The sequence below is a fragment of the Psychromicrobium lacuslunae genome (genome assembly GCF_000950575.1).
Lineage (GTDB): Bacteria > Actinomycetota > Actinomycetes > Actinomycetales > Micrococcaceae > Renibacterium > Renibacterium lacuslunae.
Genome location: NZ_CP011005.1, coordinates 2,150,467 through 2,175,649, shown reverse-complemented (window position 1 = coordinate 2,175,649; position 25,183 = coordinate 2,150,467). Strand labels below are relative to the sequence as shown.

At 59.1% G+C, this 25,183-nt stretch carries 28 protein-coding genes; 13 read left to right on the top strand and 15 right to left on the bottom strand.

Going from position 1 to position 25,183, the window contains the following annotated elements; genetic code table 11:
* Window positions 1–74 precede the first annotated feature (74 nt).
* Complete coding sequence (locus UM93_RS10195) at window positions 75–1,055, top strand: LysR family transcriptional regulator (protein ID WP_045075400.1); 981 nt, start codon at window positions 75–77, stop codon at window positions 1,053–1,055.
* Here UM93_RS10195 and UM93_RS10190 read toward each other — a convergent pair.
* Window positions 1,015–1,593 (bottom strand): TetR/AcrR family transcriptional regulator, encoded by a 579-nt coding sequence (locus UM93_RS10190; RefSeq protein ID WP_045075399.1) that lies wholly within the window; start codon window positions 1,591–1,593, stop codon window positions 1,015–1,017. The genes UM93_RS10195 and UM93_RS10190 overlap by 41 nt on opposite strands.
* A gap of 44 nt (window positions 1,594–1,637) precedes the next feature.
* On the opposite strand from UM93_RS10190, the gene bioB reads away from it, so the two are divergent.
* The 9 genes from bioB (at window position 1,638) to UM93_RS10140 (ending at window position 10,454) form a co-directional block, all read left to right on the top strand.
* Complete coding sequence (gene bioB / locus UM93_RS10185; RefSeq protein WP_045075398.1) at window positions 1,638–2,696, top strand: biotin synthase BioB; 1,059 nt, start codon at window positions 1,638–1,640, stop codon at window positions 2,694–2,696.
* Window positions 2,689–4,065 (top strand): adenosylmethionine--8-amino-7-oxononanoate transaminase, encoded by a 1,377-nt coding sequence (gene bioA, locus UM93_RS10180; protein ID WP_045075397.1) that lies wholly within the window; start codon window positions 2,689–2,691, stop codon window positions 4,063–4,065. The genes bioB and bioA overlap by 8 nt, the downstream gene beginning before the upstream one ends.
* Window positions 4,062–5,207, top strand: a complete 1,146-nt coding sequence (locus UM93_RS10175) for an aminotransferase class I/II-fold pyridoxal phosphate-dependent enzyme (RefSeq protein WP_045075396.1) — start codon at window positions 4,062–4,064, stop codon at window positions 5,205–5,207. Before bioA ends, UM93_RS10175 begins: the two co-directional genes overlap by 4 nt.
* Window positions 5,204–6,268: a cytochrome P450 gene (locus UM93_RS10170; protein WP_045075395.1), complete on the top strand. Its 1,065-nt coding sequence runs from the start codon at window positions 5,204–5,206 to the stop codon at window positions 6,266–6,268. The genes UM93_RS10175 and UM93_RS10170 overlap by 4 nt, the downstream gene beginning before the upstream one ends.
* Entirely contained in the window at window positions 6,268–6,948 is a 681-nt protein-coding gene (gene bioD / locus UM93_RS10165) for a dethiobiotin synthase (protein WP_045075394.1), read from the top strand. Before UM93_RS10170 ends, bioD begins: the two co-directional genes overlap by 1 nt.
* Window positions 6,949–7,218: 270 nt before the next feature.
* The gene (locus tag UM93_RS10155) at window positions 7,219–7,674 is read left to right on the top strand and encodes a MaoC family dehydratase N-terminal domain-containing protein (RefSeq protein ID WP_045075392.1); all 456 of its coding nucleotides are present in this window, start codon (window positions 7,219–7,221) and stop codon (window positions 7,672–7,674) included.
* Window positions 7,671–8,096, top strand: coding sequence for a MaoC family dehydratase (locus UM93_RS10150; protein WP_045075391.1), 426 nt, complete (start codon window positions 7,671–7,673; stop codon window positions 8,094–8,096). Before UM93_RS10155 ends, UM93_RS10150 begins: the two co-directional genes overlap by 4 nt.
* Complete coding sequence (locus UM93_RS10145) at window positions 8,093–9,394, top strand: MFS transporter (protein ID WP_045075390.1); 1,302 nt, start codon at window positions 8,093–8,095, stop codon at window positions 9,392–9,394. Before UM93_RS10150 ends, UM93_RS10145 begins: the two co-directional genes overlap by 4 nt.
* A 10-nt stretch (window positions 9,395–9,404) precedes the next feature.
* On the top strand, window positions 9,405–10,454 hold the full coding sequence (locus UM93_RS10140) for a UDP-N-acetylmuramate dehydrogenase (RefSeq protein WP_045077219.1): 1,050 nt from the start codon (window positions 9,405–9,407) through the stop codon (window positions 10,452–10,454).
* Window positions 10,455–10,467: 13 nt separating this feature from the next.
* Here UM93_RS10140 and UM93_RS10135 read toward each other — a convergent pair whose 3' ends face one another.
* Genes UM93_RS10135 through UM93_RS10110 form a run of 6 tightly spaced genes read right to left on the bottom strand, consistent with a single transcriptional unit; the run spans window position 10,468 to window position 15,150 of the window.
* Window positions 10,468–11,187: a hypothetical protein gene (locus UM93_RS10135; protein ID WP_045075389.1), complete on the bottom strand. Its 720-nt coding sequence runs from the start codon at window positions 11,185–11,187 to the stop codon at window positions 10,468–10,470.
* Window positions 11,184–12,071: an ABC transporter ATP-binding protein gene (locus UM93_RS10130; protein ID WP_045075388.1), complete on the bottom strand. Its 888-nt coding sequence runs from the start codon at window positions 12,069–12,071 to the stop codon at window positions 11,184–11,186. Before UM93_RS10130 ends, UM93_RS10135 begins: the two co-directional genes overlap by 4 nt.
* 5 nt (window positions 12,072–12,076) lie before the next feature.
* On the bottom strand, window positions 12,077–12,901 hold the full coding sequence (locus UM93_RS10125; RefSeq protein ID WP_045075387.1) for a SagB/ThcOx family dehydrogenase: 825 nt from the start codon (window positions 12,899–12,901) through the stop codon (window positions 12,077–12,079).
* A gap of 16 nt (window positions 12,902–12,917) precedes the next feature.
* The gene (locus UM93_RS10120) at window positions 12,918–14,120 is read right to left on the bottom strand and encodes a YcaO-like family protein (protein WP_045075385.1); all 1,203 of its coding nucleotides are present in this window, start codon (window positions 14,118–14,120) and stop codon (window positions 12,918–12,920) included.
* Window positions 14,087–14,953, bottom strand: coding sequence for a hypothetical protein (locus tag UM93_RS10115; protein WP_045075384.1), 867 nt, complete (start codon window positions 14,951–14,953; stop codon window positions 14,087–14,089). The genes UM93_RS10120 and UM93_RS10115 overlap by 34 nt, the downstream gene beginning before the upstream one ends.
* An 8-nt stretch (window positions 14,954–14,961) precedes the next feature.
* A complete protein-coding gene (locus UM93_RS10110; RefSeq protein ID WP_045075383.1) occupies window positions 14,962–15,150 on the bottom strand; it encodes a hypothetical protein in 189 nt (62 codons plus the stop codon).
* Between the two features lie 187 nt (window positions 15,151–15,337).
* Between UM93_RS10110 and UM93_RS10105 the strand changes: the two genes are divergently transcribed.
* The gene (locus UM93_RS10105; RefSeq protein ID WP_045075381.1) at window positions 15,338–16,267 is read left to right on the top strand and encodes an NAD(P)/FAD-dependent oxidoreductase; all 930 of its coding nucleotides are present in this window, start codon (window positions 15,338–15,340) and stop codon (window positions 16,265–16,267) included.
* Window positions 16,268–16,281: 14 nt separating this feature from the next.
* Here UM93_RS10105 and UM93_RS10100 read toward each other — a convergent pair whose 3' ends face one another.
* Window positions 16,282–16,872 (bottom strand): helix-turn-helix domain-containing protein, encoded by a 591-nt coding sequence (locus UM93_RS10100; protein ID WP_045075380.1) that lies wholly within the window; start codon window positions 16,870–16,872, stop codon window positions 16,282–16,284.
* Between the two features lie 111 nt (window positions 16,873–16,983).
* Here UM93_RS10100 and UM93_RS10095 point away from each other — a divergent pair, with 111 nt between their 5' ends.
* Window positions 16,984–18,069, top strand: coding sequence for a fatty acid desaturase family protein (locus UM93_RS10095; protein ID WP_045075378.1), 1,086 nt, complete (start codon window positions 16,984–16,986; stop codon window positions 18,067–18,069).
* Window positions 18,070–18,109: 40 nt separating this feature from the next.
* Here UM93_RS10095 and UM93_RS10090 read toward each other — a convergent pair whose 3' ends face one another.
* Together UM93_RS10090 and cmtR are read right to left on the bottom strand one after the other, a co-directional pair.
* Entirely contained in the window at window positions 18,110–18,769 is a 660-nt protein-coding gene (locus tag UM93_RS10090; protein ID WP_045075377.1) for a cation efflux transmembrane domain-containing protein, read from the bottom strand.
* Window positions 18,766–19,122 carry a Cd(II)/Pb(II)-sensing metalloregulatory transcriptional regulator CmtR gene (gene cmtR, locus UM93_RS10085; protein ID WP_045075375.1) on the bottom strand — a complete coding sequence of 119 codons (357 nt, stop codon included), beginning with the start codon at window positions 19,120–19,122 and terminating at the stop codon, window positions 18,766–18,768. The genes UM93_RS10090 and cmtR overlap by 4 nt, the downstream gene beginning before the upstream one ends.
* An 80-nt stretch (window positions 19,123–19,202) precedes the next feature.
* On the opposite strand from cmtR, the gene UM93_RS10080 reads away from it, so the two are divergent.
* Complete coding sequence (locus UM93_RS10080; protein ID WP_045075373.1) at window positions 19,203–20,264, top strand: winged helix DNA-binding domain-containing protein; 1,062 nt, start codon at window positions 19,203–19,205, stop codon at window positions 20,262–20,264.
* 168 nt (window positions 20,265–20,432) lie between these two features.
* On the opposite strand, the gene asd is transcribed toward UM93_RS10080, so the two are convergent.
* The 5 genes from asd to UM93_RS10055 all read right to left on the bottom strand — a co-directional run bounded on the left by asd (window position 20,433) and on the right by UM93_RS10055 (window position 25,173).
* Window positions 20,433–21,551: an aspartate-semialdehyde dehydrogenase gene (gene asd, locus UM93_RS10075; RefSeq protein ID WP_045075371.1), complete on the bottom strand. Its 1,119-nt coding sequence runs from the start codon at window positions 21,549–21,551 to the stop codon at window positions 20,433–20,435.
* 74 nt (window positions 21,552–21,625) lie between these two features.
* Complete coding sequence (locus UM93_RS10070; protein ID WP_045075370.1) at window positions 21,626–22,165, bottom strand: dihydrofolate reductase; 540 nt, start codon at window positions 22,163–22,165, stop codon at window positions 21,626–21,628.
* On the bottom strand, window positions 22,162–23,022 hold the full coding sequence (locus UM93_RS10065; protein ID WP_082057090.1) for a thymidylate synthase: 861 nt from the start codon (window positions 23,020–23,022) through the stop codon (window positions 22,162–22,164). Before UM93_RS10065 ends, UM93_RS10070 begins: the two co-directional genes overlap by 4 nt.
* Before the next feature lie 97 nt (window positions 23,023–23,119).
* Window positions 23,120–23,512, bottom strand: coding sequence for a GntR family transcriptional regulator (locus UM93_RS10060; RefSeq protein WP_045075368.1), 393 nt, complete (start codon window positions 23,510–23,512; stop codon window positions 23,120–23,122).
* Entirely contained in the window at window positions 23,512–25,173 is a 1,662-nt protein-coding gene (locus UM93_RS10055) for a hypothetical protein (RefSeq protein WP_045075366.1), read from the bottom strand. Before UM93_RS10055 ends, UM93_RS10060 begins: the two co-directional genes overlap by 1 nt.
* Window positions 25,174–25,183 lie beyond the last annotated feature (10 nt).

The following is a 25,183-nucleotide window of genomic DNA, read 5'->3' as shown; positions in this document are numbered from 1 at the left end:
TGAAACTATCGTGCGGTCTCGATATTATTCATGTCTATTACAAGATATGGCAGCTATCTATTTAGAATAAGTGAATGGTTGATGTTCTTGGCTTGCGAGTACTTATCGCTATCGCAGATACCGGCAGCGTTACCGGGGCCGCCCGTGAACTGGGATATGCGCCGTCGAATATCACCCAGCACTTACGGCGGTTGGAGGCGGCACTGCGCACTCCAATGGTTGAACGGCTTGGTCGGGGCATCATCCTCACCGATCGGGCTCGTGCCCTGGTTGAACGGGGGCGCTCGGTGCTTCTCGAACTTGAGGACTTGGCCTCCGCGACAACACCGGAACCATCCGGGACGGTCGATGTCGCGGCATTTCCCACCGGGTTACGGGGTCTTCTTATTCCGGTCATCGCGGAGCTCGCGGGCAGCGTCCCGTCGCTGCGACTCAAGCCTCAGGAATTGGAGCCCGCAGAAGCCCTAGATCGTCTTCGGGCTGGAAGGGTTCATGCTGCGATTGTCAAAGAATGGGGCAAAGCTTCGACACATCGCGACGAGCTGATCCGCCAGCAACTGCTCGGTATCGACCCAATCGACGTCGTCCTTCCAGCCGCCCATCCGCTCGCTCGGGCTCGCTCACTTGCGCTAGCTGAGCTGACGGGTCAGGCCTGGGTGCTGACTCCCGACGATGACCCGGGGTACCGGGGCTGGTTTGCCAGTTATCAGAAGGTTCTCGGCCTCAAGCCTTCGAATATCTACGAAGCCAGCGAATTCGCTTCAATGATCAGCTTTGTCGAACACGATCTCGCCATCACGCTGCTCCCTCGGCTCGGTAGGCCAGCTCTGCCGCCTGGTGTGGTCGCCGTGCCGCTCAGCGGTAGGGATGCGCATCGAACTGTTTTAGTTGCGATTCGGCGGAGCTCGCAATCCTCTCCAAATGTAACCGCACTGCTCGCGGCCTTGCGGAACCAGGCGGGGCGGACACTGAGTCGTCAAGCGCAAGCAGCTGGGGGGCCAAGGCTGGAAACGGCTAGTCTTGTTCGGCGGGTAGCCCCAGGCCGCGCAGAATAGTCTGCACGCCAAAGCTGAATTCAGTGGCGGTTTCGCTCTCCGGTTCAGCTGAGTCGAGAATGCCGGCGCGGCGGAGTTCGCCTTGATTTTGTTCACCGGCCACCAAGCCCAAGGCGTAGTGCACCAGGGCCCGGGCGCCCCATTCGGCGGCCCGCTGATCGGTGCTGGTGGCGAGCAGCTCGGTGATCTGTTGTGTTGGCTGCAAGGGGGCGTGCTGCAAGGCTTGTGCCAGGGAGACGATTTCCGCACCGTCTCGGATCGAGAGCATGTTCGCTCGGAACTCCAGCAGCAAGCGATGGATTTGTGCGGCCGCGAGCTGCGGGGTGTTTGGGGAGGCCTGGCTGTGCTGATCGCTGCTATTTAGGATGCGTTCGGCAATTTTCGCCAGCAACTCTTGTTTGCTCTTGATGTACCAGTAAATCGAGTTTGGCTGCACCCCGATTTCTTTAGCGATCTGCCGCATTGAGGTGGAGGCCAGTCCGTAGGCGTTCAACACCTCAATAGCTGCATCCAGGATTCGTTCTTCAGAGAGTGCCATCGACAGACATTGTAAAACTTTCGTCTGAAACATACTCTTGTACAGTGTTCAATGATTTCTTTGAGATTGCCTCCCGCCAGCTGAATGGTGGACTCTTGCAACGCGAGGAAGCGCTTGCCATCCTGAACTCTAGCGACGATGAACTGATCGAGCTGGTGGCTGCCGGCGCTCGCCTCAGACGGCAGTATTTTGCCAACACGGTGAAGGTCAACTACCTGGTCAATCTCAAATCTGGGCTCTGCCCTGAGGACTGCCACTACTGTTCACAACGGCTAGGCTCGGCTGCCCAGATCCTCAAATACAGTTGGCTGAAACCCGATGAGGCGGTTGCCCAGGCGGGCATCGGCATCCGGGCCGGTGCTTCTCGGGTCTGTCTGGTGGCCAGCGGTAGAGGGCCGAGCAGCAGGGATGTGGCGCGTGTTGGTGATATGGTCGGCCAACTCAAACAAGAACACCCGGAAGTCGAAGTCTGCGTCTGCCTCGGTCTGCTGAAAGAAGGGCAGGCCTCGCAACTTAAAGCCGCTGGCGCTGATGCCTATAACCACAACCTCAACACCAATGAATCGCGCTATACCGAGATCTGCAGCACCCACGACTACCAGGACCGGGTGAACACAGTACAGCAAGCGAAGCAGGCTGAACTTTCGCCCTGCTCGGGTCTCATTGTTGGCATGGGAGAGAGTCCCGAAGAGCTCGTCGACGCGGTTTTCGCGCTACGGGAGCTGGGCAGCGACTCGATCCCAGTGAACTTTTTGATGCCCTTCGAGGGCACCCCGCTAGCCGATACCTGGTTGCTGACTCCGAGGCAGTGTCTCAGAATCTTGGCGCTGGTTCGCTTTGCCTGCCCGAGTGCAGAACTGCGGATCGCCGGTGGACGCGAGATGCACCTGCGCTCATTACAGTCAGTTGCGCTGCAGCTGGCCAATTCGCTCTTCTTGGGCGATTATCTGACCAGCGAAGGTCAGGAAGCTGCCGCGGACCTCGCGATGATCACAGATGCCGGGTTCCGAGTACTCAATGCGGCCGAGCAGAGTGAAAGCATTGCCGACAAACCACAGCTGCGCCGTCGAGGTGCCGGAACCGCGGTGGCTCCTAATGCCTAGTATTGGTTCGGTTCGAACGGTGCCCGAGGCCCCGACGCGGATCGGCTCGATCATTGAACGTGATCGCGGACTGCTCTGGCACCCTTATGCGCCGTTGGACGGCCCAAGTCCTTACCAAGTGGTCGGTGCCTCTGGTGCCCGGCTGAAGCTTAAGAACGACGGTGGCCGGGTACTAGATGCGGTTGATGCGATGAGTTCGTGGTGGAGCACTATTCATGGCTACTGTCATCCAGCGCTCGACGCGGCAATCCGGGAGCAGACAGCCACCTTTAGCCACGTGATGTTCGGCGGACTGACCCACCAGCCCGCGGTGCTGCTCGCCGAACGATTAATTGACCGCACACCTGAACCTCTGCAACATGTCTTCTTTGCCGACTCGGGGTCGGTCGCCGTCGAGGTGGCGCTGAAAATGGCGATTCAGTATCAAGCCGCGGTCGGCCGAGCAGAACGCTGGCGGTTTGCCGCGCTACGCGGCGGCTATCACGGTGATACTGCGGGGGCGATGAGTGTCTGTGATCCCGTCGATGGCATGCATGCGGCCTTCTCCGGGCACCTGACTGCTCAGCTTTTCCTCCCTCGCCCGCCCGCGGCCAAGCTGCATCACGGCGAGCTCAGTTGCCCGCCTGGAGAGCTGGCAAACTGGGCGGCAGCGGTGGATCAACTACTCGAACAACACCGTACCGAGCTTGCCGGGATCATCGTCGAACCGGTGTTGCAAGGGGCCGGTGGTATGTTCGTCTATTCTCCAGATTGCTTGCTGGTGTTGCGGCAGGCAGCGGATCGGTACGGGCTGCTGCTGATTCTGGATGAAATCGCCACCGGCTTTGGTCGCACCGGAAAGTGGCTTGCCTCGGACTGGACCCAGAACGGACAGGGAAAGCCGGTCGTTCCCGATATCCTCTGCCTAGGTAAAGCCCTGACCGGAGGGTATCTCTCCTTGGCCGCAGTGCTGGGCAGCGCCGAGCTCGCCTCGGCAATTGAGAGCGGGCCGCAGAACGCAATACAGCATGGCCCAACCTTCATGGCGAACCCGCTTGCCTGTGCGGTAGCGCTCGCCTCTCTGGAGCTCTTGGACGGGAAATGGCAGCACCAAGTCTCAGCCATTGAGCAGAGCCTGGTGGCAACGCTGCTGCCCTTAGCTGAGCAACCCGGTGTGCGCGAAGTCCGGGTGCTCGGCGCGGTCGGTGTGGTCGAACTCAGCAAACCGGTAGACGTGCAGGCTGCCACTGAGGCTGCACTCCAGCGTGGCGTCTGGATTCGACCGTTCCGAAACCTGATTTACACGATGCCGCCGTATATCAGTAGCGCGGCGGAAATCAGCACGATTGGTGCTGCGATTACCGCCGCAGTGGAGCGTGTGCAGCAATGAATTTGGCGGTCAGCGACTGGCTGTTGGAAGCGGCCCGCGTGCGAGCCCGCCGGAGCCAGCAGCGTCGTGCTATTCCGGTCGCAGCAGGATTACTTGATCTCGCCTCCAATGACTACCTTTCGCTGTCGAAGGACCCACGGTTGATCCTGGCCGCGACCACCGCCCTGCAACTCTCCGGCACGGGCGCCTGCGCCTCCCGGGTGGTTAGCGGAACGCTTCCGGTGCATGAGGAACTTGAAGGCGAGCTTTGCCAGCTGACCGGGCAAGAAGCAGCGCTGGTCTTCTCCAGCGGGTACCTGGCAAACCTGGGCGTGCTCGGCTCGCTCGGTGGGCCGAATACCTTGATTGTGCTGGACGCGCATTGTCATGCTTCCTTATTTGATGCCGCACGGCTCAGCCGCTCGCCACTGATCACAGCGCCGCATGCCGATCTTGCCGCCCTTGAGCATAGCCTGGCCGGTCGTTCCGCGAAGCGAGCAGTGGTGGTGGTTGAGTCGGTCTATTCGGTGCTCGGGGATTTGGCTGATCTCAGCTCGATAGCGGAGCTGTGCGCACGATATGACGCCTTGCTGCTGGTCGATGAGGCCCACGGCCTGGGTGTGATGGGTGCTGGACGGGGATTGGTACATGCTCTTGGCTTAGCCGATCTGGAGTATTTGGTGGTCACCGCAACCTTGTCCAAGGCACTTGCCGCGCAAGGTGGGGTGGTGCTTGCTAAGCGAATGTTCCGGGAGCAATTGGTGAACACCGCCAGGTCGTTCATTTTTGATACCGGTTTGGCGCCCGCCTCGGCGGCGGCAGCGGCGGAGGCCTGCCGGATCATCCGGGCCGAACCGGAACGTGTTGAATCACTGCACCAGATTGCTGAGCAGATCTCTATGGGTATCCAGCTAAGGAAGGCCCCCGGCGCCGTGCAATCGGTCGTGGTGGGTGGCGCCGAGCAAGCTGTCGAGATTACCGCGGAGCTTCGCAACCATGGAATTCTGGTGGGCTGTTTCCGTCCGCCGAGTGTGCCCGATGGGGTTTCCCGGCTGCGACTGACCGCTCACGCTGGGGCGGACCAGGCCGAGGTAGTGGCCGCTACCGCGTTCCTCCGGGAATTGATTGGCGGGAATTGTCAACGACCGAAAGACAGGCAATGAATTATCAGTTGGTGCAAGAACCGGACGAAGTGCGGGAAGTTTTACGACGAGTGGATGACTTTCTGCCTACCAACGCGCTCACTTCGGTGGTGCCGTTGAGCAGCGCGACTCTTCGCATTCTCAGCAAAGCCAAGTTCGCGTTGCCACCGGTGCTGGCCTCGGCAACTGGCGAACGGCACCGGCAAGTGCGTCAGCAGGTTGCCGGCTTCTTTTCGCCCGCCAAGGTGGCGAGCATTCTTCCGCTCGTGACTGAGATCGTGACCAGCCGCTGCGAACTGACTGAGGCTGTTTTGCAGAGCTCGACAGTCGATCTGGCCGGAGCGGTGGGACGCCACATTCCTCCGCTGATCTTGCAGGAGTTGATAGGGGTTGAGCTACCCGATCTAGCGATCCTGAAGACCTGGAGCCGAGATTCGCTTGAGCTTTTCTGGGGCTGGCCCGACGAACCACGGCAAGCTGAGCTGGCGATAAGCGCCGCTGCCTTCTATCAGTGGCTGATCGCTAAAGTCGAGCAGCATCGCGGGGATCAGAGCTTATTCGGTTTGCTGCATGCCACCGGCCTGAGTGTGCCGGAGATCTGTTCTCTTGGCTACTTCCTCATCATCGCAGGCCAGGAAACCACTTCCCAACTGATCAGCATTGCCTTTTATCGGGCGCTGAGTCATCCAGGTTGCTGGCAGGCCCTGGCCGATGGGGCTCTCTCCGCGGACTCGTTCGTTCGTCAATTGCTTGCCACCGAGTCCTCGGTGCCCACCTGGCGACGAGTTGCTAGCCGAGACACCCAGCTGGCCGGCAGCGCAATACCCGCCGGAGCCGAGATTCTGCTCGAACTCAGTGGGCACCACCTTCCCGGGGCAGGTGACAACGGATATTCGTTAGCCTTCGGTCACGGGCTGCATCGTTGCCTGGGCGCCAAGCTTGCGGAACTTGAGACCGTCTGCGTGCTGCAGACTACGGCGCGGCTGCTGCCAGCTCTTCGAATCGTTTCCGCTGAGCCGAGCTGGACCAGGCTGCTATCTTTTCAGTCTCCGGACACCGTAATGGTGGAAAGGACGCCGTGATGAGTCAGGAACTTCGTAAACTGATCTTTGTCACCGGCACCGACACCGAGGTTGGCAAGACGATCGCCACCGCCGCGCTTGCTGCAGCGCTGCACCCCGAGACGGTGGCGGTTTATAAACCGACTCAAACCGGTGTGTCGGCGGGACAGCCTGGCGACGTCGAGGAGGTCGCTAGGCTCACTGGTGTTCAAGCCGTCGCCGAGGGCATCCGGCTGCGCGAGCCAATGGCTCCGGTGCCCGCGGCTGCCGCGGAAAGACGTGAGCTACCCACTCTTGGCGACCACATTGCGCGAATTCAGCAATTGATGGCTCAGCATGATCGGGTACTGGTGGAAGGGGCTGGCGGTCTCTTGGTGAAGCTTGATCTGGCCGGTCACACGCTGGCCGATCTGATGCTGGCCTTTCCGGAGTCAACTGCCATTGTGGTCTGCCGGAGTGCACTCGGCACCCTCAATCACACTGAACTCACTTTGGAAGCTCTCCGGCATAGGGGAGTGTCAGAGCCGAAACTCATCATTGGCAGTTGGCCAGCTGCGCCGGATCGAATAGCCTTTAGCAACCACGAGTATCTGGCGGAATTACGGAGCGAACTGCTCGGCGCAATTCCGAGCGGCGCTGGCCAACTAAGCGCTGAACAATTTCGGGCTGGTGCAAGGAGCTGGCTAAAGTCTCACGGCTAAGGGCCCTCGGGGTGGCCCCACGCTTCCGAGGGACCCGCGGTGAGGTACGAATCGTGGGAGGAAGTGGGGATAGCGCCTATCTCCCTCCCCATCCTCACGAGTTCGGCTGGGGCCCCTCGGGAGATAGCGCCTATCTCCCTCCCCATCCTCACGAGTTCGGCTGGGGCCCCTCGGGAGATAGCGCCTATCTCCCTCCCCATCCTCACGAGTTCGGCTGGGGCCCCTCGGGAGATAGGCTTAGAGTCATTGATTTCTTTGTCTAGGAGAGCCATGTCCGTCAACCCTGATTTGCTGGGGAGGGTCTACCCCGCGACGTCCGTTTACGACGTCGGCCGAGAGAAAATTCGCGAGTTCGCCAAAGCAGTCAAGGCGACTCATCCTGCGCATTTTGAGCTGAGTGCGGCTCAGGAACTCGGCTATCAAGACCTTCTCGCCCCGGCGACTTTCGCCATCATCATCGCCCAGCAAGCCGACGCGCAACTTGTGCTTGACCCGGAGTCGGGCATTGATTTCTCCCGAGTAGTGCATGCTGAGCAGCGGTTCACTCATCATCGCCCCATTGTCGCTGGCGACGCCCTGCAAGCCGAACTGCATGTGGATTCAATTCGGAGCATGGGGGCCGGCGCGATGATCACCACCCGTGCCGAGATCACCAGCACAGATGGTGAGGCGGTAGCGACCACCAGATCGGCGATTTTGGTGCGAAGCCAAGAGGAGGGCGAATGAGCGTCGAGTTTTCCACCCTCAGCGTTGGTGAACTGATTGCTGAGCGCAGCATTTCGGTGAGTCGCGAAGATTTGATCCGCTATGCAGGTGCCTCGGGGGACTTCAACCCGATTCATTGGAACGAACGGTTTGCCCTCGAAGTTGAGCTGCCCGGTGTGATAGCTCACGGCATGTTCACCATGGGTTCGGCGGTGCAGCTAGTGACCGACTGGGTTGGTGACCCAGCAGCGGTGATTGACTACCAGACGCGTTTTACCAAGCCGGTGCCGGTGGCCGACGACGAAAACGGTGCGGTGATCGAAGTCAGTGCTGTGGTGGGTGCCTTGGACGAGGAAGCTAAGACCGCGCGTATTGATTTAACGGTGAGCACCGACGGCCAGAAAGTGCTGGTCAAAGCGCAAGCGCTGGTCCGCCTGACGTGACAGCGGCTTCGCCGCCGTCAATTACTGCGCTCAAGCAGTGGCGCAACGCCGTCCTGCTGGCATACTTCATGTCTGGCGTGGGCGCCGCTTCCTGGGTGGGGCGAATTCCGGCGATACGTGACGGACTTTCCCTCACCCCGGCCTCGATAGGTGGCCTACTGCTGTGCCTCAGTCTTGGCTCCTTCATCTCGGTGTCGCTTTCCGGTCTGGTGGTGGCTCGACTAGGGCCACGACGTGCCACCGTGCTGGGCGCTACCGTGATGTCGACCGGCCTGCTGCTCACTGGTTTGGGCGTGAGCAGCTTTGGTAATCCCATCGTGACCGGAGCGGGACTGGCCGTCATCGGCATCGGCGTCTCGCCATGGAACACCGCCTCCAATGTCGAAGGGGCCAGCCTGGAACGTGCCCTGGAGCGTCACATTATGCCAAGGCTGCACGGTGCCTTCAGCGCTGGCACGGTCATTGGAGCGGCGCTGAGTGCGCTCGCGGCGGGCCTCGGGGTTCCCGTGCTCTGGCATTTTTCGCTCGCCGGTTTAGCCGTTGCCAGCTTGGTTTACTGGGCGAGTCGGCGCTTTCAGTCCGATAAGAGCGAGCGCGTGATCGCTTCTAGCGACCGGAACATCGAGCTGACTCGCGATCCGATCACCGGGCCGATCCCGGCAGTGCAACCCGGCCAGAAGCTGGACGCGAAGAGTCAGGTTGCCGCTGCCTGGCGAGAACCCCGCACGATTTTGATTGGTGTGCTGGTGCTCGGTCTGGCGCTCGCCGAAGGTGCGGCGGGGGATTGGGTACCGCTCGCCCTGGCCGATGGCTATGGTCAGGACAATGCGATTGGGGCTCTCGGCTACGGGGTTTTTGTTACCGCGATGACAATTGGTCGGTTCAGCGGCACGATCTTCCTGGATCGTTGGGGGCGAGTGGTGGTGTTACGAGTCTGCGCCTCGACGGCGGCGCTCGGCCTGGTGCTCTTTGTGTTTGCGCCAAGCCCCGGCTGGGCCTTTGTCGGGCTGGTGATTTGGGGCTTAGGCTCCTCGCTCGGTTTTCCAGTGGGCATGTCGGCGGCTGCCGATGACCCGGTGCGCGCCGCCGCCAGGGTTTCGGTGGTATCAACAATTGGCTACGGTGCTTTTCTCTGCGGACCCCCGTTGCTCGGGCTGCTTGCCGAGCACATTGGCGTGCTGCACTCGCTATTGGCGGTTCTGGTGCTCATCGTCGTCAGTTTCCTGCTCACCTCGGTGACCCGTCGGCCGGAATCAGGTCCGCCAGTGGGGACCGGCCATGAGGCCCGGCGAGGGTAGGCTTGAAGCTATGAGATTGGCTGAGCTGACGACCTCCGAAGTAGGCGGACCAGCGGAGAAATTTGTCCGTGCTGGCTCTGAATCCGAAGTGATTGAGGCGGTCCGGGCAGCGGACGCCGCCGGAGAAAAACTGCTAATCATCGGTGGGGGATCGAATCTGCTGATCGCCGATGAAGGCTTTGACGGCACGGTGCTACTGATCGCTAGCGAGGGGTTCAAGGTCTCCTCCGAAGACAGTTGCGGTGGCGCTTCGGTGCTAGTGCAGGCTGGCCAGCCTTGGGACGAGCTGGTTGAACAGTCGGTGCTGCATGCCTGGAGCGGCCTGGAAGCACTCTCCGGAATTCCGGGCTTAACTGGCGCGACGCCGGTGCAAAACGTTGGTGCCTATGGGGCCGATGTCTCGCAAACCGTTGCCGCGATCAGGGTCTGGGATCGCCAGCTGAACCAAGTCAAGACGTTCACGAATTCGGAGCTTGGCTTTGGCTATCGTGATTCAATGCTCAAGCGGGCGACCTCGACCGGTTCACCACGTTTTGTGGTGCTGACCGTTGAGTTTCAGCTCGCGCTGGGCAGAATGAGCGCACCGCTGCGCTATGCCGAATTGGCTAAACGGCTCGGTGTGCAGGTCGGCGAGCGAGCTTATGCTCGCGATGTCCGTCGAGCTGTGCTGGAACTGCGGGCAGCTAAGGGCATGGTCCTCGCCGCGGAGGACCGGGATACTTATTCCACCGGGTCATTCTTCACCAATCCGATCGTCTCGCAGGCCGCGGCTGCTCAGCTTCCCGAAGCCGCTCCCCGCTATCCGGTGGATGGCGAAGACCAAGTCAAACTGAGTGCGGCTTGGCTGATTTCGCAGGCTGGATTTGCTAAGGGTTTTGGTGCGGAGCTGAGCGGCGGACGGGCGACACTGTCCACCAAACACACCCTGGCGGTCACCAATCGGGGAGGGGCAAGCGCCGAGGACTTACTCGCGGTTGCCAGAGCTGTTCGTGCCGGTGTGCAGGAACGCTTTGGCATCCTCCTAGAGCCAGAACCGCTCTTAATTGGCTGCCAGCTCTAACTGCTGAAAAGATTTAGTGGTACTCGGTTTGCTCCACTCTTCGGTAACCGATAATGGCGGCGGTGGCGCAAAGTACGAAGTAGATTCCGAGGGTCAGCGTTGCCACGAAATTGAACTGGCTTCGCAAAGCTGAGGCAATCAGGTCGGTCCAGGCTCCTGTTGGACTGAAGGAGTGTAGGAATTGAAGTGCGCCTAATTGCACCGGACCGAATAGCCCGCCGACAAAAGATAGCGGGAAGTAGATCAGGTTGGTCAGAGGAACCGCCCCTTTTACTGGTAGCCAGTATCCAAGTGCCAAACCGAGGCTGCCGTGCACGATGCCGCCACTCAGCAGGGCCAAGGTGCCCAGCCCGAGGGCGCTCGGAGAGGCGGAAAGCAAAGCGCCGTTAATCCCGCCGATGATGAGCAGTGGCAAGGCAAAAACAAGACTAAATAACAGTGCACTGAGTAACTGTGCAGCTATTCGAAGCCGTGGACTCGCCGATAACGTGAGTAGATAGACGTTCCATGGGTCATTGCGGTTCCCGGCGATTCCCACGCCGAACTGAAACATCACGGTGCCGAGGATCGCGAAAGCCAGGTAATTGAAGAGAGAGTGAGCCGGGGAGAGGCTGGAATGCGAGCCAGCCATCAGATAAAAGAGCGCTGGCAACGCAACCAGGGGAAGGAAGAAAGCGGGCAATCGATACAGTTCAAGGAATTGAATTCTGGTGTGCTCAAGTAAATATTTCATTCCTGCCCCTCCTCAAGCAGCACCTTGACCGCATCTTCCAAAGACGCTTTGCTGATTTGCAAGCGAGGTTCGGTCAGCGTACCTACGATCAATCGACTCGCCTGATCTGGCTCCGAGGTGATGAGCCGGTATTTTTGCTCACCAAGCTTCTCTACAGTGCCTAATCTGCTAAGTTCTGCCGGTAGCTCGACCGCACTGTAAAAGCTCAGATAGTGAGTGTTGAGGGTGTCTCTGATCGCCTCGGTGGCACCGCTCAATAAGGTGCGACCGCCTTTGAGCAAAGTAACTGTATCCGCAGTGGCTTCGATTTCTGCGTAATCGTGCGAAGCCATAATCACGCAGCGACTTAGTTCTTTTTGCTCCAGCAGTATTTGGCGTACAGCGGCTCGGCCGTCGATATCTAAGCTGGCTAACGGCTCATCGAGAATCAGTACGGGAGCGTTGGAAAGCAACGCCACCGCGATTCCTAGTCTGCGGCGCTGTCCACCGGAGAGGCTGCCGCATTGGGTGTTCCGAAGTGAAGTGAGTTCGAGCTTCTCCGCCACGGTGGCGAAGTCCAGTGGCTTCGGGTAATGCACAGCGATGAATCGGACCACTTCAGCCACCCTCAGAGTAGGTGGAAAGGAGAGCGATTGAGGTACACAACCAATCAACTTCGCCTGTGGCCCAGCACGCCGCACCTGCTCGCCAAGCACCGAGACCTTTCCTGAGCTGGCCGCGCGAATACCACACAGAATATTGAGCGCAGTAGACTTCCCGGCCCCATTGGCACCCAGCAAGCAATGCACGCCGGTCCCCAGCTCGAGGGAGAAGTCAGCTAAGGCGACCTTATTGGGATAGGTCTTGGTAACCCCTTGCCAGCGCACGGTGGACTGATGATTCATGCTGCTCATTTCTGGTTTTGAGAGGTTCGGACATCAGCTGCCCGACTGAAATCGGGTTGTCCAAAGGCCACGCTGTAAAGCACAGATTGTTCAACGCCGTCTAGACAAAACAAGTCGTCAATCTTCTGATCGATAAAACCGCCGACCGGACAACTTGCCAGCCCGGCTTCCTGGGCGCACATGATCATTGCCTGAGCAAGATGACCTGTTTCGATCAGTGCAAACCGATAGGAGCGCTGACCATATTTAATTCGTAGCCGAGGCATCGAGGCGATGAAGAAAAGATGGAAAGCGGAGTGTGCAGCGAGGTCGTTGAAGAGCAACGATTCCTTGAGAAATTGTCGCGGCTCGGTGCTGACTTCGAGCTTATGTAGCGTCGCCGTATGGGTTGCCAGGGTGTAGAAACCTGCGGGTAGCCCTTGAACATTGGTGATGCAGAGATAGATATCAATCGGGTAGAGTCCGCCAGCCGAGGGGGCTCCGCGACCGTAGCTTTCGGTCAGGCAGGCAGACTCCCGCAACAGGGTGCTGAAATCTTGGAAGCTCACCGGAGCATTTGAGAAGGACTGGGCTGAGTGGCGGTTGCGTAGCACGCTGGAGATGCTGGAACCCCAGCGCGAATTAGCCAGTGGATAGTGCTCGGCGGAAGGGTAGTTGCTGCTTGGCACTCCGAAGCTGGCTATCGCCTCCGGGTCGGTCATTAAGTCGTAGGCGTACATTGCGGAGGATGAGTCATTGACCCAACGGCTCAACTTTGAGGCCTGATGGTAGTTCTCAGCTGGGTCATCTAGGGGAATCCAGGGCAAGATCTTCTCGGCGGAGGTGTTCATGAAAATCCTTTTCCGGTTAGGGGAACGGGTGGGGGATGTGATGTTTGGCGTTGGGATGCTGAGCGAGATGCGGTACCTCGACGTCGAGCGTGGCCGCTTGTGGGCTCAGTGCGCGGACCACATGCCAGCCATTCGCTGCCACATCCGGGGAGCGTAGATCCGCAAAATACACGTCCCAGCCAGCTTCTTTGGTGAGTTTGATGGCGTCGGCGAGGCTATACCTCGGCGAGGAGACGAATTGCTTCTCGCTGAGGATGGGACCAGAGTCCAAGAACTCGTTATAAGTCCGGTTTTCGACCTTTGCATGGAGCGCGATATGGTCGGCCAAGCTGTCCACTGAGTTGATGCTGACCTCTTGGTGCAGGACGCGGCGGGCCCAGTTGTAGGTGTGGACGGATTCAATGAAGGCGGAAACCATCGCCTCCTGCACAGTCGGCTTGGCTGCACAACCGACCGCCAAGCCAACTTCTGCTGAGCGAGCTGTCGAAAGCACCACTGGTATGCCTGCCACCCCGATATAGCGGACCAGACTGATGCTTACCCCCAACAGGCGGAGTTGTTCGCAGATGCTTTTCAATTCGGCAGAGAAGTGTTGCGGAATGGTTTCTGGAATGCGCAGCTGCGGGGCATCAATGCGCTGATACCAGGCCCGCATAAAGGCATCCCTCTCGATGAGTTCGAAGATCGCTGCCCGGGTCGCCATGCCAAAGCTCCGGCCAGCGGCAAGCCCATTGGAGGTCATCGTGCACCAGAGCTGATCACTGCTAGGAGTGAGGTAACTCAGGTCAGCGGGTACACTCACCGGCGAGTTATCGATAGCTCGGTAAGCTGGCGCATATGTGATCTCGGGAAGTGTTTCTGGATGACGGTACGGAAAACTTTCGCTGGCATATTGCTGCTCGGTAAATTGCAGGAATTCGCGGGCCGGAATCTGATCAGCCCCGGCCAGTGAGGGGAATTCTGGGGGCACTATCCCGGCCGAGTATCGTTCAATGAACTCTCCGGTGGCGGAGCCGAAGAGTTTCTGGGCGCCAAGACCAAAGCCGGTGGCGGAGGGAGCTGCGGCGACCGGTCCATCAAGAGTGGGTAGTCGAGGCGGATGCACCACCAGGGCCGGGGCATTGATAGATCCGGGCGTCACCCGGAGAGTGCGCACCGCAGGAATCAGGCCAAGATCCGGGCCGATCAGGCCGGCTCTGAGCGGGCTGGGCTGAGCCATGGATAGCTGGTTGACAGTTTCCCGTTCTTTGAACATGTCGGGCAACGTGGCACACTCCAAACTCGAGAGCTGTACATAGTGAGGGATTTCGGATCAAAGATCGTGCAGGCACCAATAAGCTCGCTGCTCTGTTGGTAGAAGGCAGCCAATGCCAGTCGGATGGCCAGATTCAAGCCGAGCCCGGCATCGTCGGCGGCTAACTCCCCGACTGGGCTGCCCCGATGGAATCGCAGATATTCATCAGGCCAATCGGTCAGTGCAGCCTTTCTGATCACCAAGCACTCGAAGCAGGCGGTGAGCTTAGGTACTACGGCGGGTCCCACGATGAGTCGGGCGCCGTCGAAAGGGACTAAAGGAAGATGGCAGATACCAGCTTCGAAGAGCTCCCTGGATCGTTTGATCATTGTTGGAATGTTCTGACGGACCACAACCGTCGGGCTATCGGTAGCTGGACTCGCCTCGGCGAGGGTCGGAAAGTCTTGTAGGGTCCTGGCTAGCTGCGCGTTGAGCGTTTCGGGTAGGTCGAAATGTAAGGCCGGGGTTTCTCCAGCGAGTTCTCGAAGTTCCGCAATTTCGCCTAACACGCCGGAGGATCGAGAAAGCACTCCGGCGGCGGTGAGTGAGCCCAACAAGGGTCCCGGGTCGTTTAGCGCCGGAACCCTTGCTGCCACCTCCTCAACAGTGCGGGGAGAATCGAGAAAATCGAATAGCGTCCTAGCTAGTTCTTGATTTTCACGAAACCGCACTACTGAGCTGCCACACACTAAAACCAGGGAGTCTTCGAAGTCTGCCAGTACTGCTCCCTTGGCGAGCAGATAGGTGGAAGAGGCCATCGCTATCCCTAGTCCTTAGTTGGCCTGGTCTGGATGCTGGTGGACGAACACAGGGTGACTGTGACGCCGTCGTCACCCATAGTGGCCGGGGTGACCAGCGGGCCGTTGGCCTTGAAGTCCAGGCTGATCAATGCTTCGGGCATGATCTTCCCGGGTGCAGTTTCCACAACGGGCAGTGCGGTGAGTGTCGTGCTCATGGTGCTCCTTTGCATACTTTTTTGATTCCCGCCGAAGCTGGAGGTCCTCAGTCTGAAGACCTGCCCCGAGCGTAAAGAGGTAGCCGACTTTATGTCAATTAACAAATTACAAAATGTGGATAAGATATAAGTTGCTAATTTGGCAAAATTTTTTGCCGAACAATGCTCAGCTAGGCAAGCTGGAAAAATGAATCAGAAATCAAACTTTGACGCGGTGATTGTAGGAGCCGGACTGGCCGGCTTGAGTGCGGCCATGGTGGCGGCTCGAATTCGGCTACGGGTAGCGGTAGTAGACGCCGGGGAGCCCCGCAATGCTGCAGCTGAGCATTCCCAAGGCTTTATCACCCGTGATGGTGAATCGCCCGCCGAATTACTCAGGACGGCCAGAGCCGAGGTAGCCGACTACGGGGTGCAGCTGGTTTCAGATTCGGTGCAATCGGGGACTCGGGTCGAGTCCGGCTTCGAGCTGAAATTGGCCAGCGGGACGGCGCTCTCAGCTAGCCAATTAGTGGTGGCAACCGGTATCCGGGACGTCTTGCCGGAGCTGCCGGGATTGCGCGAGCTATGGGCGAGGGACGCGATCATCTGCCCGTTCTGCCACGGCTGGGAAGCGCGTGATAGCGCCACCGTATTGTGGGCAGGTACTGCAATGGACTTGCATAAGGCCTTGATCGTCAGCCAGCTGACCGGGAACCTCACTGTATTGCTCGAACAAGCCGTGCTAGACGCCGAAGAGCAGCAGTTGACGACTCTAAGAAACCGCGGAGTGCGGGTGCTGGTCGCCGAAGCTTCGGCACTGCAGTCAAAGAAGGATTCGCAGGGCAGACCCAGGCTGAGCGGAGTGGCGCTAGCCGGTGGTGAGGTCTTGGCTGCGGATACCTTCTATCTGAGCGGCCAAATGCAGCCTCGGGATGAGCTATTACTGAGCCTTGGCGCCCGGACGAAACAGACGCCCTTTGGCCCCTTCGTGGAGGTAGACGCCAGCGGGCTGAGCAGCGTGCCAGGGCTCTGGGCGGCGGGCAATGTGGTTGACCCCGGAGCCCAGTTAATTCACGCTGCCTCTCAGGGGTATCGGGTCGGGGCAGCGGTGGCGATGGCGCATATTAGCCGCGGTTGAGTGCCCGATAGAGGCTATTTGGTCCTGGCTCTGACATGCATCCGTTCACCTTGCGGGCCGAAGAGGGCGAGGAACTCTACCGCTCGCTGCTCAGCTTTGCCGAGCCAATGTGGCGTCCGGGTATCGAATTCGGCAACCTCCCCGGAGCTCAGAGTCAAATCGTGCTCTCCGAGCAGCAGCCTCAACCGGCCGGAAAGCACATAGAGCCATTCATAACCCTCATGGCTGGCCTGTTCAGGGGTCTCGTCTTTCAGCCCCGCTGGAATGATGATCTTATAGGCGCGAAGACCGCCTGGCTGGTTGGTCAACGGGAACATCTTCCGGCCGTTAAATTCAATCACGCTCGGATGTACCCGAGGATCACTCGCCGGGCGGTCGCCGACTAGATCGTCGAGGCTGACTCGGTGCGCTCTGGCGATCTTGATGAGCAGCTCAAGGGTAGGTTTGCGCTGCCCTGACTCCAGACGTGAGAGGGTGCTGACCGAAATTCCGGTTTGTTCGGAGAGCTCGCTGAGCGTTTTTTGTGACCGCTTGCGAGCAGATTTCAAGCGGATTGCCGCACCTGCAAGTAAGTCATCATCGGGGCTGGAGACATAATCAGTCATGTTGGCACCCTACCGCGGTAGGGGGGTGAACAACTCCGCCGAGTGATGTGCTGCCCGGAATCCACAGCATAGTTTGGAAGCCTCCACGAAAACGGCAGAAGGTTTCAAATTATGTCAACGGCATCGCTAGAGCGGGATACCCGCCCCGTCCGGAACCGGCAAGCAACCGAGTTCATCGAACTTGCGGATCAAGTGCGAGCTGCTGGTCTAATGGAACGTGACCTTTCCTGGTACGTGGGGCGAATGGTCCGGTTAGGACTGGGCTTCGTGCTGACGGGAGTGATGTTGTGGTCTTTTGGAGAGTCTTGGTGGCAGCTTTTGACAGCTGTCGTTTTCAGTTTTTTCTGCGCGCAGGCAGGGTTCCTGGCCCACGACGCCGCGCATCGGCAGATCTTCGCTTCCGCTAAAGCGAACGAATGGACCGGTCGGGTGGTTGGCAATCTTTTCGTCGGCTTGAGCTACGGCTGGTGGATGAATAAGCACGGCAAGCACCATGCCAACCCGAATAAGATCGGCGTCGATCTCGACATCGCCGCGGGCACCGTGGTTTTTGACCCGGAGGATGCGCTTAAGCGCACCGGATTCGCACGGTGGTTCGCCGCTCGGCAAGGGTACTTCTTCTTCCCATTGCTGACTTTAGTGGGTTTAGGTTTACATGTTGACGCGGTTAAGCGGACCTTCAACCTGCGGCAGATTGTGCCGCAGCGACGCTGGGAGATTGCTTTGCTGCTGGTTCGATTGCTTGGTGTCCCGGTGGCAGTGATGCTGATCTGCGGGCCGTGGATCGGGCTGGGCTTCATCGGCGTTCATCTGGCTACTTTTGGCTTGTACATGGGTGGAGCTTTTGCGCCGAATCATAAGGGCATGCCCTTGGTGCCTAAAGACGTCAAAATCGACTTTCTGCGCCGTCAAACCTTAATGAGTCGCAATATTTCCGGGGGCTGGTGGGTGGACGCCGGAATGGGTGGACTGAACTACCAGATCGAACACCACTTATTCCCCACCATGTCCTCACGCAGGCTGCGTGAGGCGCAACCGATCGTCAGAGCTTTTTGCGCCGAACGCGGTATCAAATACACCGAAACCAGCTTGGCGCGTTCCTACCTCATCGTGATGCAATACCTGAACCGGGTAGGGCTTGGGCAGCGTGATCCTTTCGAGTGTCCGGTGACCGCTCAACTGCGCAGCGCGCGTTAGGCCAGCTGGGTTACCGCTGGGCCAAGGGCATGGATGCCGTTTAGCTTTGGGACTTTGAAGCCTCTTCGATTCCTTCGAGCACCTCAAAGGGCGATTCGACCTCGCCGCGCCAAGCTTCGATGCCCTCACGAATCGCCAGGGCCGCAACCACCAGGGCGGCGACCGAATCGGCCCAGCCCCAGCCGAAGAGGGCGTTCGAAAGCAATCCGATCAGCACGGTTCCGGAAAGATAGCTGCACAAAACGAGCTGTTTGGCGTCGGCCAGCACGCTTTGGGAGCCGAGTTCTTTACCGGTGCGGAACTCCAGCCAGGCGAGTGCTGGCATAAGCAGCAAGCTGAGCACCGCCAGACCGATGCCGAGCGGGCTGCGCTCCACTTCTTTTAAGCCGCCAAGAGTCAGTGCAGCATCGACGACAACGTAGAGGGCGAGGGCGAAGAACGCAATGCCGATCGCGCGGACCGTTGGCTTCTCCCAGCGCTCTGGGTCTTTGCGGCTGAATTGCCAAGCAATGGCCAGGGCGGAGAGAACTTCAACGATTGAATCCAAGCCGAAGCCGATCAGCGCCGCTGAAGAGGCGAGCGTGCCGGCGGTGATTGCTATCACGGCTTCAATGACGTTGTAAGTAATAGTGAAGCCGACAATGAACTTCACTCGTCGGTGCAGTGATCGACGGCGGTCTTGACCGAGCGCGACGCTCATCGAACGCTCGGCTCGCAGCAGCCAGGGATAGGGCAGCTCGGGTCAATGCAGTCGGCATTTTCATCCACTGCCAGAGTGATTTCGACCAGTGCGGTGAGGGCTTTTGTCAGATGGGGATCGGATATTTCGTAGCGAGTTTGGCGGCCTTCTGGTTCGGCCACCACAATTCCGCAGTCCCGCAGACAGCTCAGATGGTTTGAGACATTAGATCGGGTCAGTTCCAGTTTTCTGGACAGCACGGCCGGGTAGCTGGGGCCATCGAGGAGTTCCATCAGAATTCGTGAGCGGCTTGGATCAGCCATCGCGCGGCCTAGTCGGTTCATTACATCGAGCCGTGAAGAAATGGTCAGCATATGATGACTATACAGTGATAGCTGACCTATTGTCGTTCGGATCAGAGATTTCGGTCGTTGGCGGGTGATTCAATGGGTTGATGAAGACTTCGAAGTCCTCGCTCGCGCGCTTGCGACTGCTCGGTCAGCGGTTGCTGGGGAATTCAATGGGGACTCCGGCTGAGGTAGTCAGCTGGATGCTTGCGATGCAGGCGCAGGATCTCCCGGGAGCGCTGTACTCTGTCGGGCTGCGCATGCAACGCCCCGCGCTGTCGAAGGTCAGGGCGGCTCTGGACTCGGGTGAGGTAGTTCGGTCCTGGCCGATGCGGGGGACTTTGCATCTTTGTCCGGCTGAGGATTTGGGCTGGATGCTCTCGCTCGCCGCTCCGCGAGTGATCGCGTCGTTGAAAACCCGGCACCGTGAACTGGAAATTTCGGCGGCCGATGTTGCGAAGGCTGCCGAACTCACTTTGGTGGCAGCTGGTGTCCCGGTAAGTCGGGAGGAGCTGCTAACTGTCTTGAGTGCTGGCGGCCAGGCGGTGGCTCAGCAACGTGGTGTCCATCTGCTGGGGCTGCTCTGCATGCAAGGGCATTTGGTGCAAGGGCCAGTACGGGGAACGAAACAGCTTTTTGTGGCAAGCGAGCAGTGGATCACGCACCCCAGAGAATTGGAGCGGGGTGAAGCGCTCGCGGAGTATGTGCGCAGATATTTTCGCGCGCATGGCCCGGCCACCATCAAGGACTTTTGTTGGTGGACCAAGCTGACGTTGCAGGACGCCCGGCTGGGGCTCGCTGCGGTGCGTCAAGAGCTTGCTGTGCTGGAAGTTGAAGGTGAGGAGTATTTCCTGGCCCCCGAGGTGCTTGAGCTACCCCCGGCGAGTGCTCGAAGCCTGCTATTACTTCCCGGTTTTGATGAGTTCTTGCTCGGCTATGCTGATCGTTCGGCTGCTCTCGCCGCGGAACATGCGGTACGCATTGTGCCGGGGAACAACGGAATGTTTATGCCAACCATTGTCTATGGCGGACGAGTGGTGGGTACCTGGCGGAAGCCGCAGTCCACCAAGGGCGAGGTTGAGCTTGTGCCCTTCGAGCCGCTAAGTCCCGCTGTTCAGCGGTCGGCCGAGTTGGCGGCGGGGCGGTACCAACTTTTTATGAAACGCTAGTCGGAGTCCAGCTTTGCTGCCGGTCTCCGAATAGGGTGACCGATCGAAAGTGGTACCCACTGAAAGCCGTAGCTCGACGGGCAGAGCCGGTTTGCCCCACTGAACTCATTGATTCAGCGGGAAGCGCGGGCCACCTCGTTGGAAAGGGACTGTGCTTTCCGAAACGGCTTAGAGTGCACCGATGGCAATATTTACCATCCGCCGCAGTGGTTCGGCGGCGCCCCAAAGCAGCTGATCGCCGACGGTGAAGGCGCTAATGTATCGAGTGCCCATCTCAAGCTGCCGGATCCTGCCCACCGGGATATTCAGGGTGCCCGAGGTAGCCACCGGGGTGAGGGCTTTCATTGAGGCATCCTTGGTGTTGGGCACCACGGTTGCCCACTCATTATCTGCGGCTAACAGGCGTTCAATCTCTGCTACGGAGATATCTTCGCGCAATTTGATGGTCAGCGCCTGGGAATGGGTCCGCATTGCGCCAATTCGGACGCAGAGTCCGTCCATCAGGACCCGGTCGTTGCCGCTCAGGCCGAGGATTTTGTTCGTCTCGGCGTCGTTCTTCCACTCTTCTTTAGACTGGCCATTGCCGAGGTCGGCGTCAATCCAGGGAATCAGCGAACCGGCCAGGGTAACCCCAAACTGGCTGGCGTCGACGCTTTGCTGGCTGGCTAGAACCTCTCGATCAATGTCAAGAATTGCCGAAGCCGGATCGGAGAGGTTTTCGGCAACCGCGCCATGGATTGCACCGAACTGGTTGAGCAGCTCACGCATATGCTTGGCACCGCCGCCCGAGGCAGCCTGATAAGTCATTGAGGTGGCCCATTCGATCAGGCCATTGCGGAATAGTCCGCCGAGGCCCATCAACATACAAGACACCGTGCAGTTGCCGCCGATGAAGTCCTTGACCCCGGAGGCGAGCCCCGCGTCGATCACTTCGCGGTTCACCGGATCGAGCACAATGATCGAGTCATCATTCATCCGCAGCGTGGAGGCCGCGTCGATCCATAAGCCGTCCCAGCCCCTTGCGCGGAGCTGCGGGTGGACTGCTGCGGTGTAGTCGCCACCCTGCGCTGTGACGACGATAGGCAGAGCGGCTAACGCATCGAGGTCGTAGGCGTCCTGCAGTGCGCCAGCGTCGCCCTCGGCGAATGACGGGGCAGCCCCGCCACTATTCGAGGTTGAGAAAAAGGTGGGTTCAATCCGCGTGAAGTCGCCTTCCTGCTGCATTCGCTGCATCAGGACTGATCCGACCATGCCACGCCATCCGACGTAGCCCACACGTTGACTCATTCTTCAATTCTAAGCGGAGGCCGGATCAGGAAAAATTTGATGACGGTGGCTGAGCGCACATCGATGGAAGCTGGTTAGCGACGCCACCAGGTGTACTGGTAACTGGCACCCTTTGCAGAAAGGTGCCAGCCGGTTTCTGGCTCACTGCGTTCGAGCTGCCACTCCGGTCCAAGTTTGGGGGCAAAAGTGTCGCCCTCGACCTCGCTGTCAATCATGGTGATCACTGCGAGAGTGGCTAAGTCCAAGGCTTGAGCATAGACCTGGCCACCGCCAATGATCCAGATTTCTTCAGCGCCGGGGGAGTGTTCAGCCGCCGCCAGAGCCTCGGACAAAGTGGCCACTACGGTGGCGCCGGTGGCTTCGTCGGTGTTGGCCCAGTCAGGATCCGAGGTCAGCACAATATTGCTTCGATCGACGAGCGGGCGGAACTTCTGCGGGAAGGATAGCCAGGTGCGCCGGCCCATAATCACTGGATGACCAGAGGTGGTTCGCTTGAAGTGCGCCATGTCCTCCGGCACGTGCCAGGGCATGGTGCCGCCCGCGCCAATAATGCCGCGCTGGGTCTGCGCCCAGATCATACCGATCAAGGGCGTCGATTTGGCTGCTGCACTCATACCGCGACGGTAGCCTTAATCGTGGGATGGTGCTGGTAGTTGATCACTTCGAAGTCTTCGAAGCTGTAATCAAAAATGGACTCCGGTTTACGAACGATCCGCAGTTGCGGGTAGGGGTACGGTTCTCGGCTCAGTTGTTCCTCGACCTGCTCCAGATGGTCGTCGTAAATATGCACATCGCCGCCGGTCCAGATGAACTCGCCGGGTTCCAGTCCCAGCTGCTGGGCGATCATGAGGGTAAGCAGCGCGTAGGAGGCGATATTGAACGGAACCCCGAGGAACATATCTGCGCTGCGTTGATACAACTGGCAGGAGAGCTTGCCGTCGGCAACGTAGAACTGGAAAAAAGTGTGGCAGGGTGGCAACGCCATCTTGGAGATCTCTGCGACATTCCAGGCCGAGACCAGGTGCCTGCGAGAATCCGGGTTGGCTTTGAGCCCTTCCATCAATTGAGCAATCTGGTCGATGTGCTGCCCATCGGGCGTCGGCCAGGAGCGCCATTGCACACCATAGACCGGGCCAAGTTCGCCGTCCTCATCGGCCCATTCATTCCAGATTCGGACGCCATTGTCTTGCAACCAGCGCACATTGGAATCACCGCGTAGGAACCAGAGCAACTCCAAAGCCACCGATTTGAAATGCACTCGTTTAGTGGTGATCAGTGGAAAGGAGTCGGCTAAATCGAAGCGAATTTGTCGACCAAAGACACTCCGGGTGCCGGTGCCGGTACGGTCCGCTTTGGCTGTTCCGTTGGCTAGCACTTCACGTAGCAGATCCTCGTACGGGGTAGCTAGCGGAGCTGACTTCGATGAGTCATGGGCCGTGGCAAGCTGATCTGAGGCGGTGGGGGTGCTCATCTTTCAATCGTACCGCGCAGAGGCTCGGCTGAGCGGAAGCCTGGTGAGGAGGGGGACTGGGCGTCGCTTCCCCTCCGCTGGCCCGAAATCTGAGGTTTCACTGCCACTTTTCCTGTTGCAATCGGGCTCGCAGCAAGGCCAGAATGGTTTCCGAGCCGAAACCTGCTCGCCGGCTACTGAGCAGCAGTTCTTCAATGGCCTCGCTAACCTCGCGCTGAGCTGCGGCGCTCGAAGTCGAGTTCGAGGAACTGGCTCGCACTACGGTGCCCGAACGTCGTCGGCTTTCCACCAAGCCCGCTGCCTCAAGTTCCTTATAGGCTCGGGCTACTGTTCCAGTGGCGACGCCTAAGTCAGCAGCGAGTGCGCGCACAGGTGACAACCTGGCGCCCGGTGACAGGGCGCCGATGCTGATCATTGAGGCGAGTTGGCTACGGATCTGTTCAAACGGCGGGATCGGTGAGCTGAGGTCGATGCTGAGCTGGGTGTTCATTAAGGAATCCGGTCAACGGTGGTCTGGGCGGTAGGGAAGACCGCCGCTGTCTTCCGATTCGGCCCGGGAGTCACCGCGAAGCCAACAGCTCCGGCAATCAGCAGGAAGCCGAGAGTAGAGAGACTGACCGCGGCGTCGCCGAAACCGTTGACCAGCAGAACCAGATGCCCACTGAGTGCCAATAAGCTAGCGCAGAGTAGCCTGAGCGCTCGGAAGCCAGTCACTCGCCGATGCAGAACATCGACCTCGGGGCTGGTCAGGGCGAAGGGCTTGCGATGGATGGTCAGCAGAACGGTCAGTGAGCTGAGCATTAGCAGTGCCAGCGTGCCGAGTCCGACCCACCACCAGGAGAGATAGTTGTTTGAGCCAATAGCGTAGCTCAGCGCTATCAAGAAAAGCAGCAGAGCGCCGAGAGCACTGATTACTAACCAGCGGGGCACCAGTTGCGATAGCGAAAGTGTCGGGGGTGTGGATGCCGGCGACAATTCGCTGCCAAATTTAGTCTGAATCAGGAGTTCGCCGGTGATCAACACAAGTTGGCAGACAATCCCCAATCCTAGTAGTAGCAGACTGCCCAGAACGGGGATCGAACTCCTGGTGTTATTGAAGGCAATGCCTAGGGCGCAACCACCGAGCACCACCAATAATAAAGCGAGCAGATAGCGGACGGCGTTGCTATAGCTGAGCGCAAAACGATCGGCGCGTTGCTGTGTGCTGAGTTGCGCTAACCAACTCTGCGCCGCCAAATCGTCAGGATCGCCGAGCCGCGGCGGACGCCAAAAGACCACTAGCACTGTTGCCAGCAAGGTAAAAGGAAACACCGCGTTGAACGAGACTCCCCAGAGCGTTGGTTCGCTCCACCCCTGAGCAGCACTAGCCGGTTGAATCCAGGCGTAGTTGCGGCCCACTGAAAGCACGCTGATTGCTGAAAGCACAGCTATTCGAAGTAACCGGTTCATCGAAATGGTTCGCAGTATGGCGTTGTTGTTCTCGCTGAGATTTTCCAACGAGCGCCGCCGCGCGATCACCCAGAGCACGATCAGCACTCCGATCGTCAATATGCCGAGGGCAATCCACAACATGCTAGCCATGGTTAGCCCATCAATGCGTCCGGGCAAGGTGTTGAAGCTGGTTCTAGCTTCGGGAAAATGATCATTCGGTTGCTGCGAAGGCGGGAAGCCCTTTTGATTGGCAATACCGCCGACCAGGAATGCACAAAGTCCGATGACGGTGAGCGTGAAGATGGCGAGTCTCTTAGGCAGGAAGTCGAGAACCCGGCGACGGCTAACCTGGGCGCTGCGCAGCGTCTCTCGCGGTTTGGGGAAAGAGAGTTGACCCAAAAAATAGATTCCCAAAAACCCGACTATAGGACTTAGCAGAAGCCAAAAACCACTCTGCCAGCCATCGGAGACGGGGCCCTGTTGCTGCCAATTCCCAGCCTCGTCGAAGTATCCGGCGATCGGGTCAAGCCGCCCCGGCGTCGGATTGGCGTTGAGCCAACTTACATAGAGCGCGACCAGCGCGGTCCAAAAAGCGTGCGACCTGGCCTGCGCAACGGAATTTTCGGCGCTTGGCCGCCAGAAAAACCAGCGAATTAAGCTGAAGATCAGCAGTGCGAGCAAGCCGCCGAAGAGTAGCGGCCAGGGTGGCAGGAACGGCATTTGAGCTCCT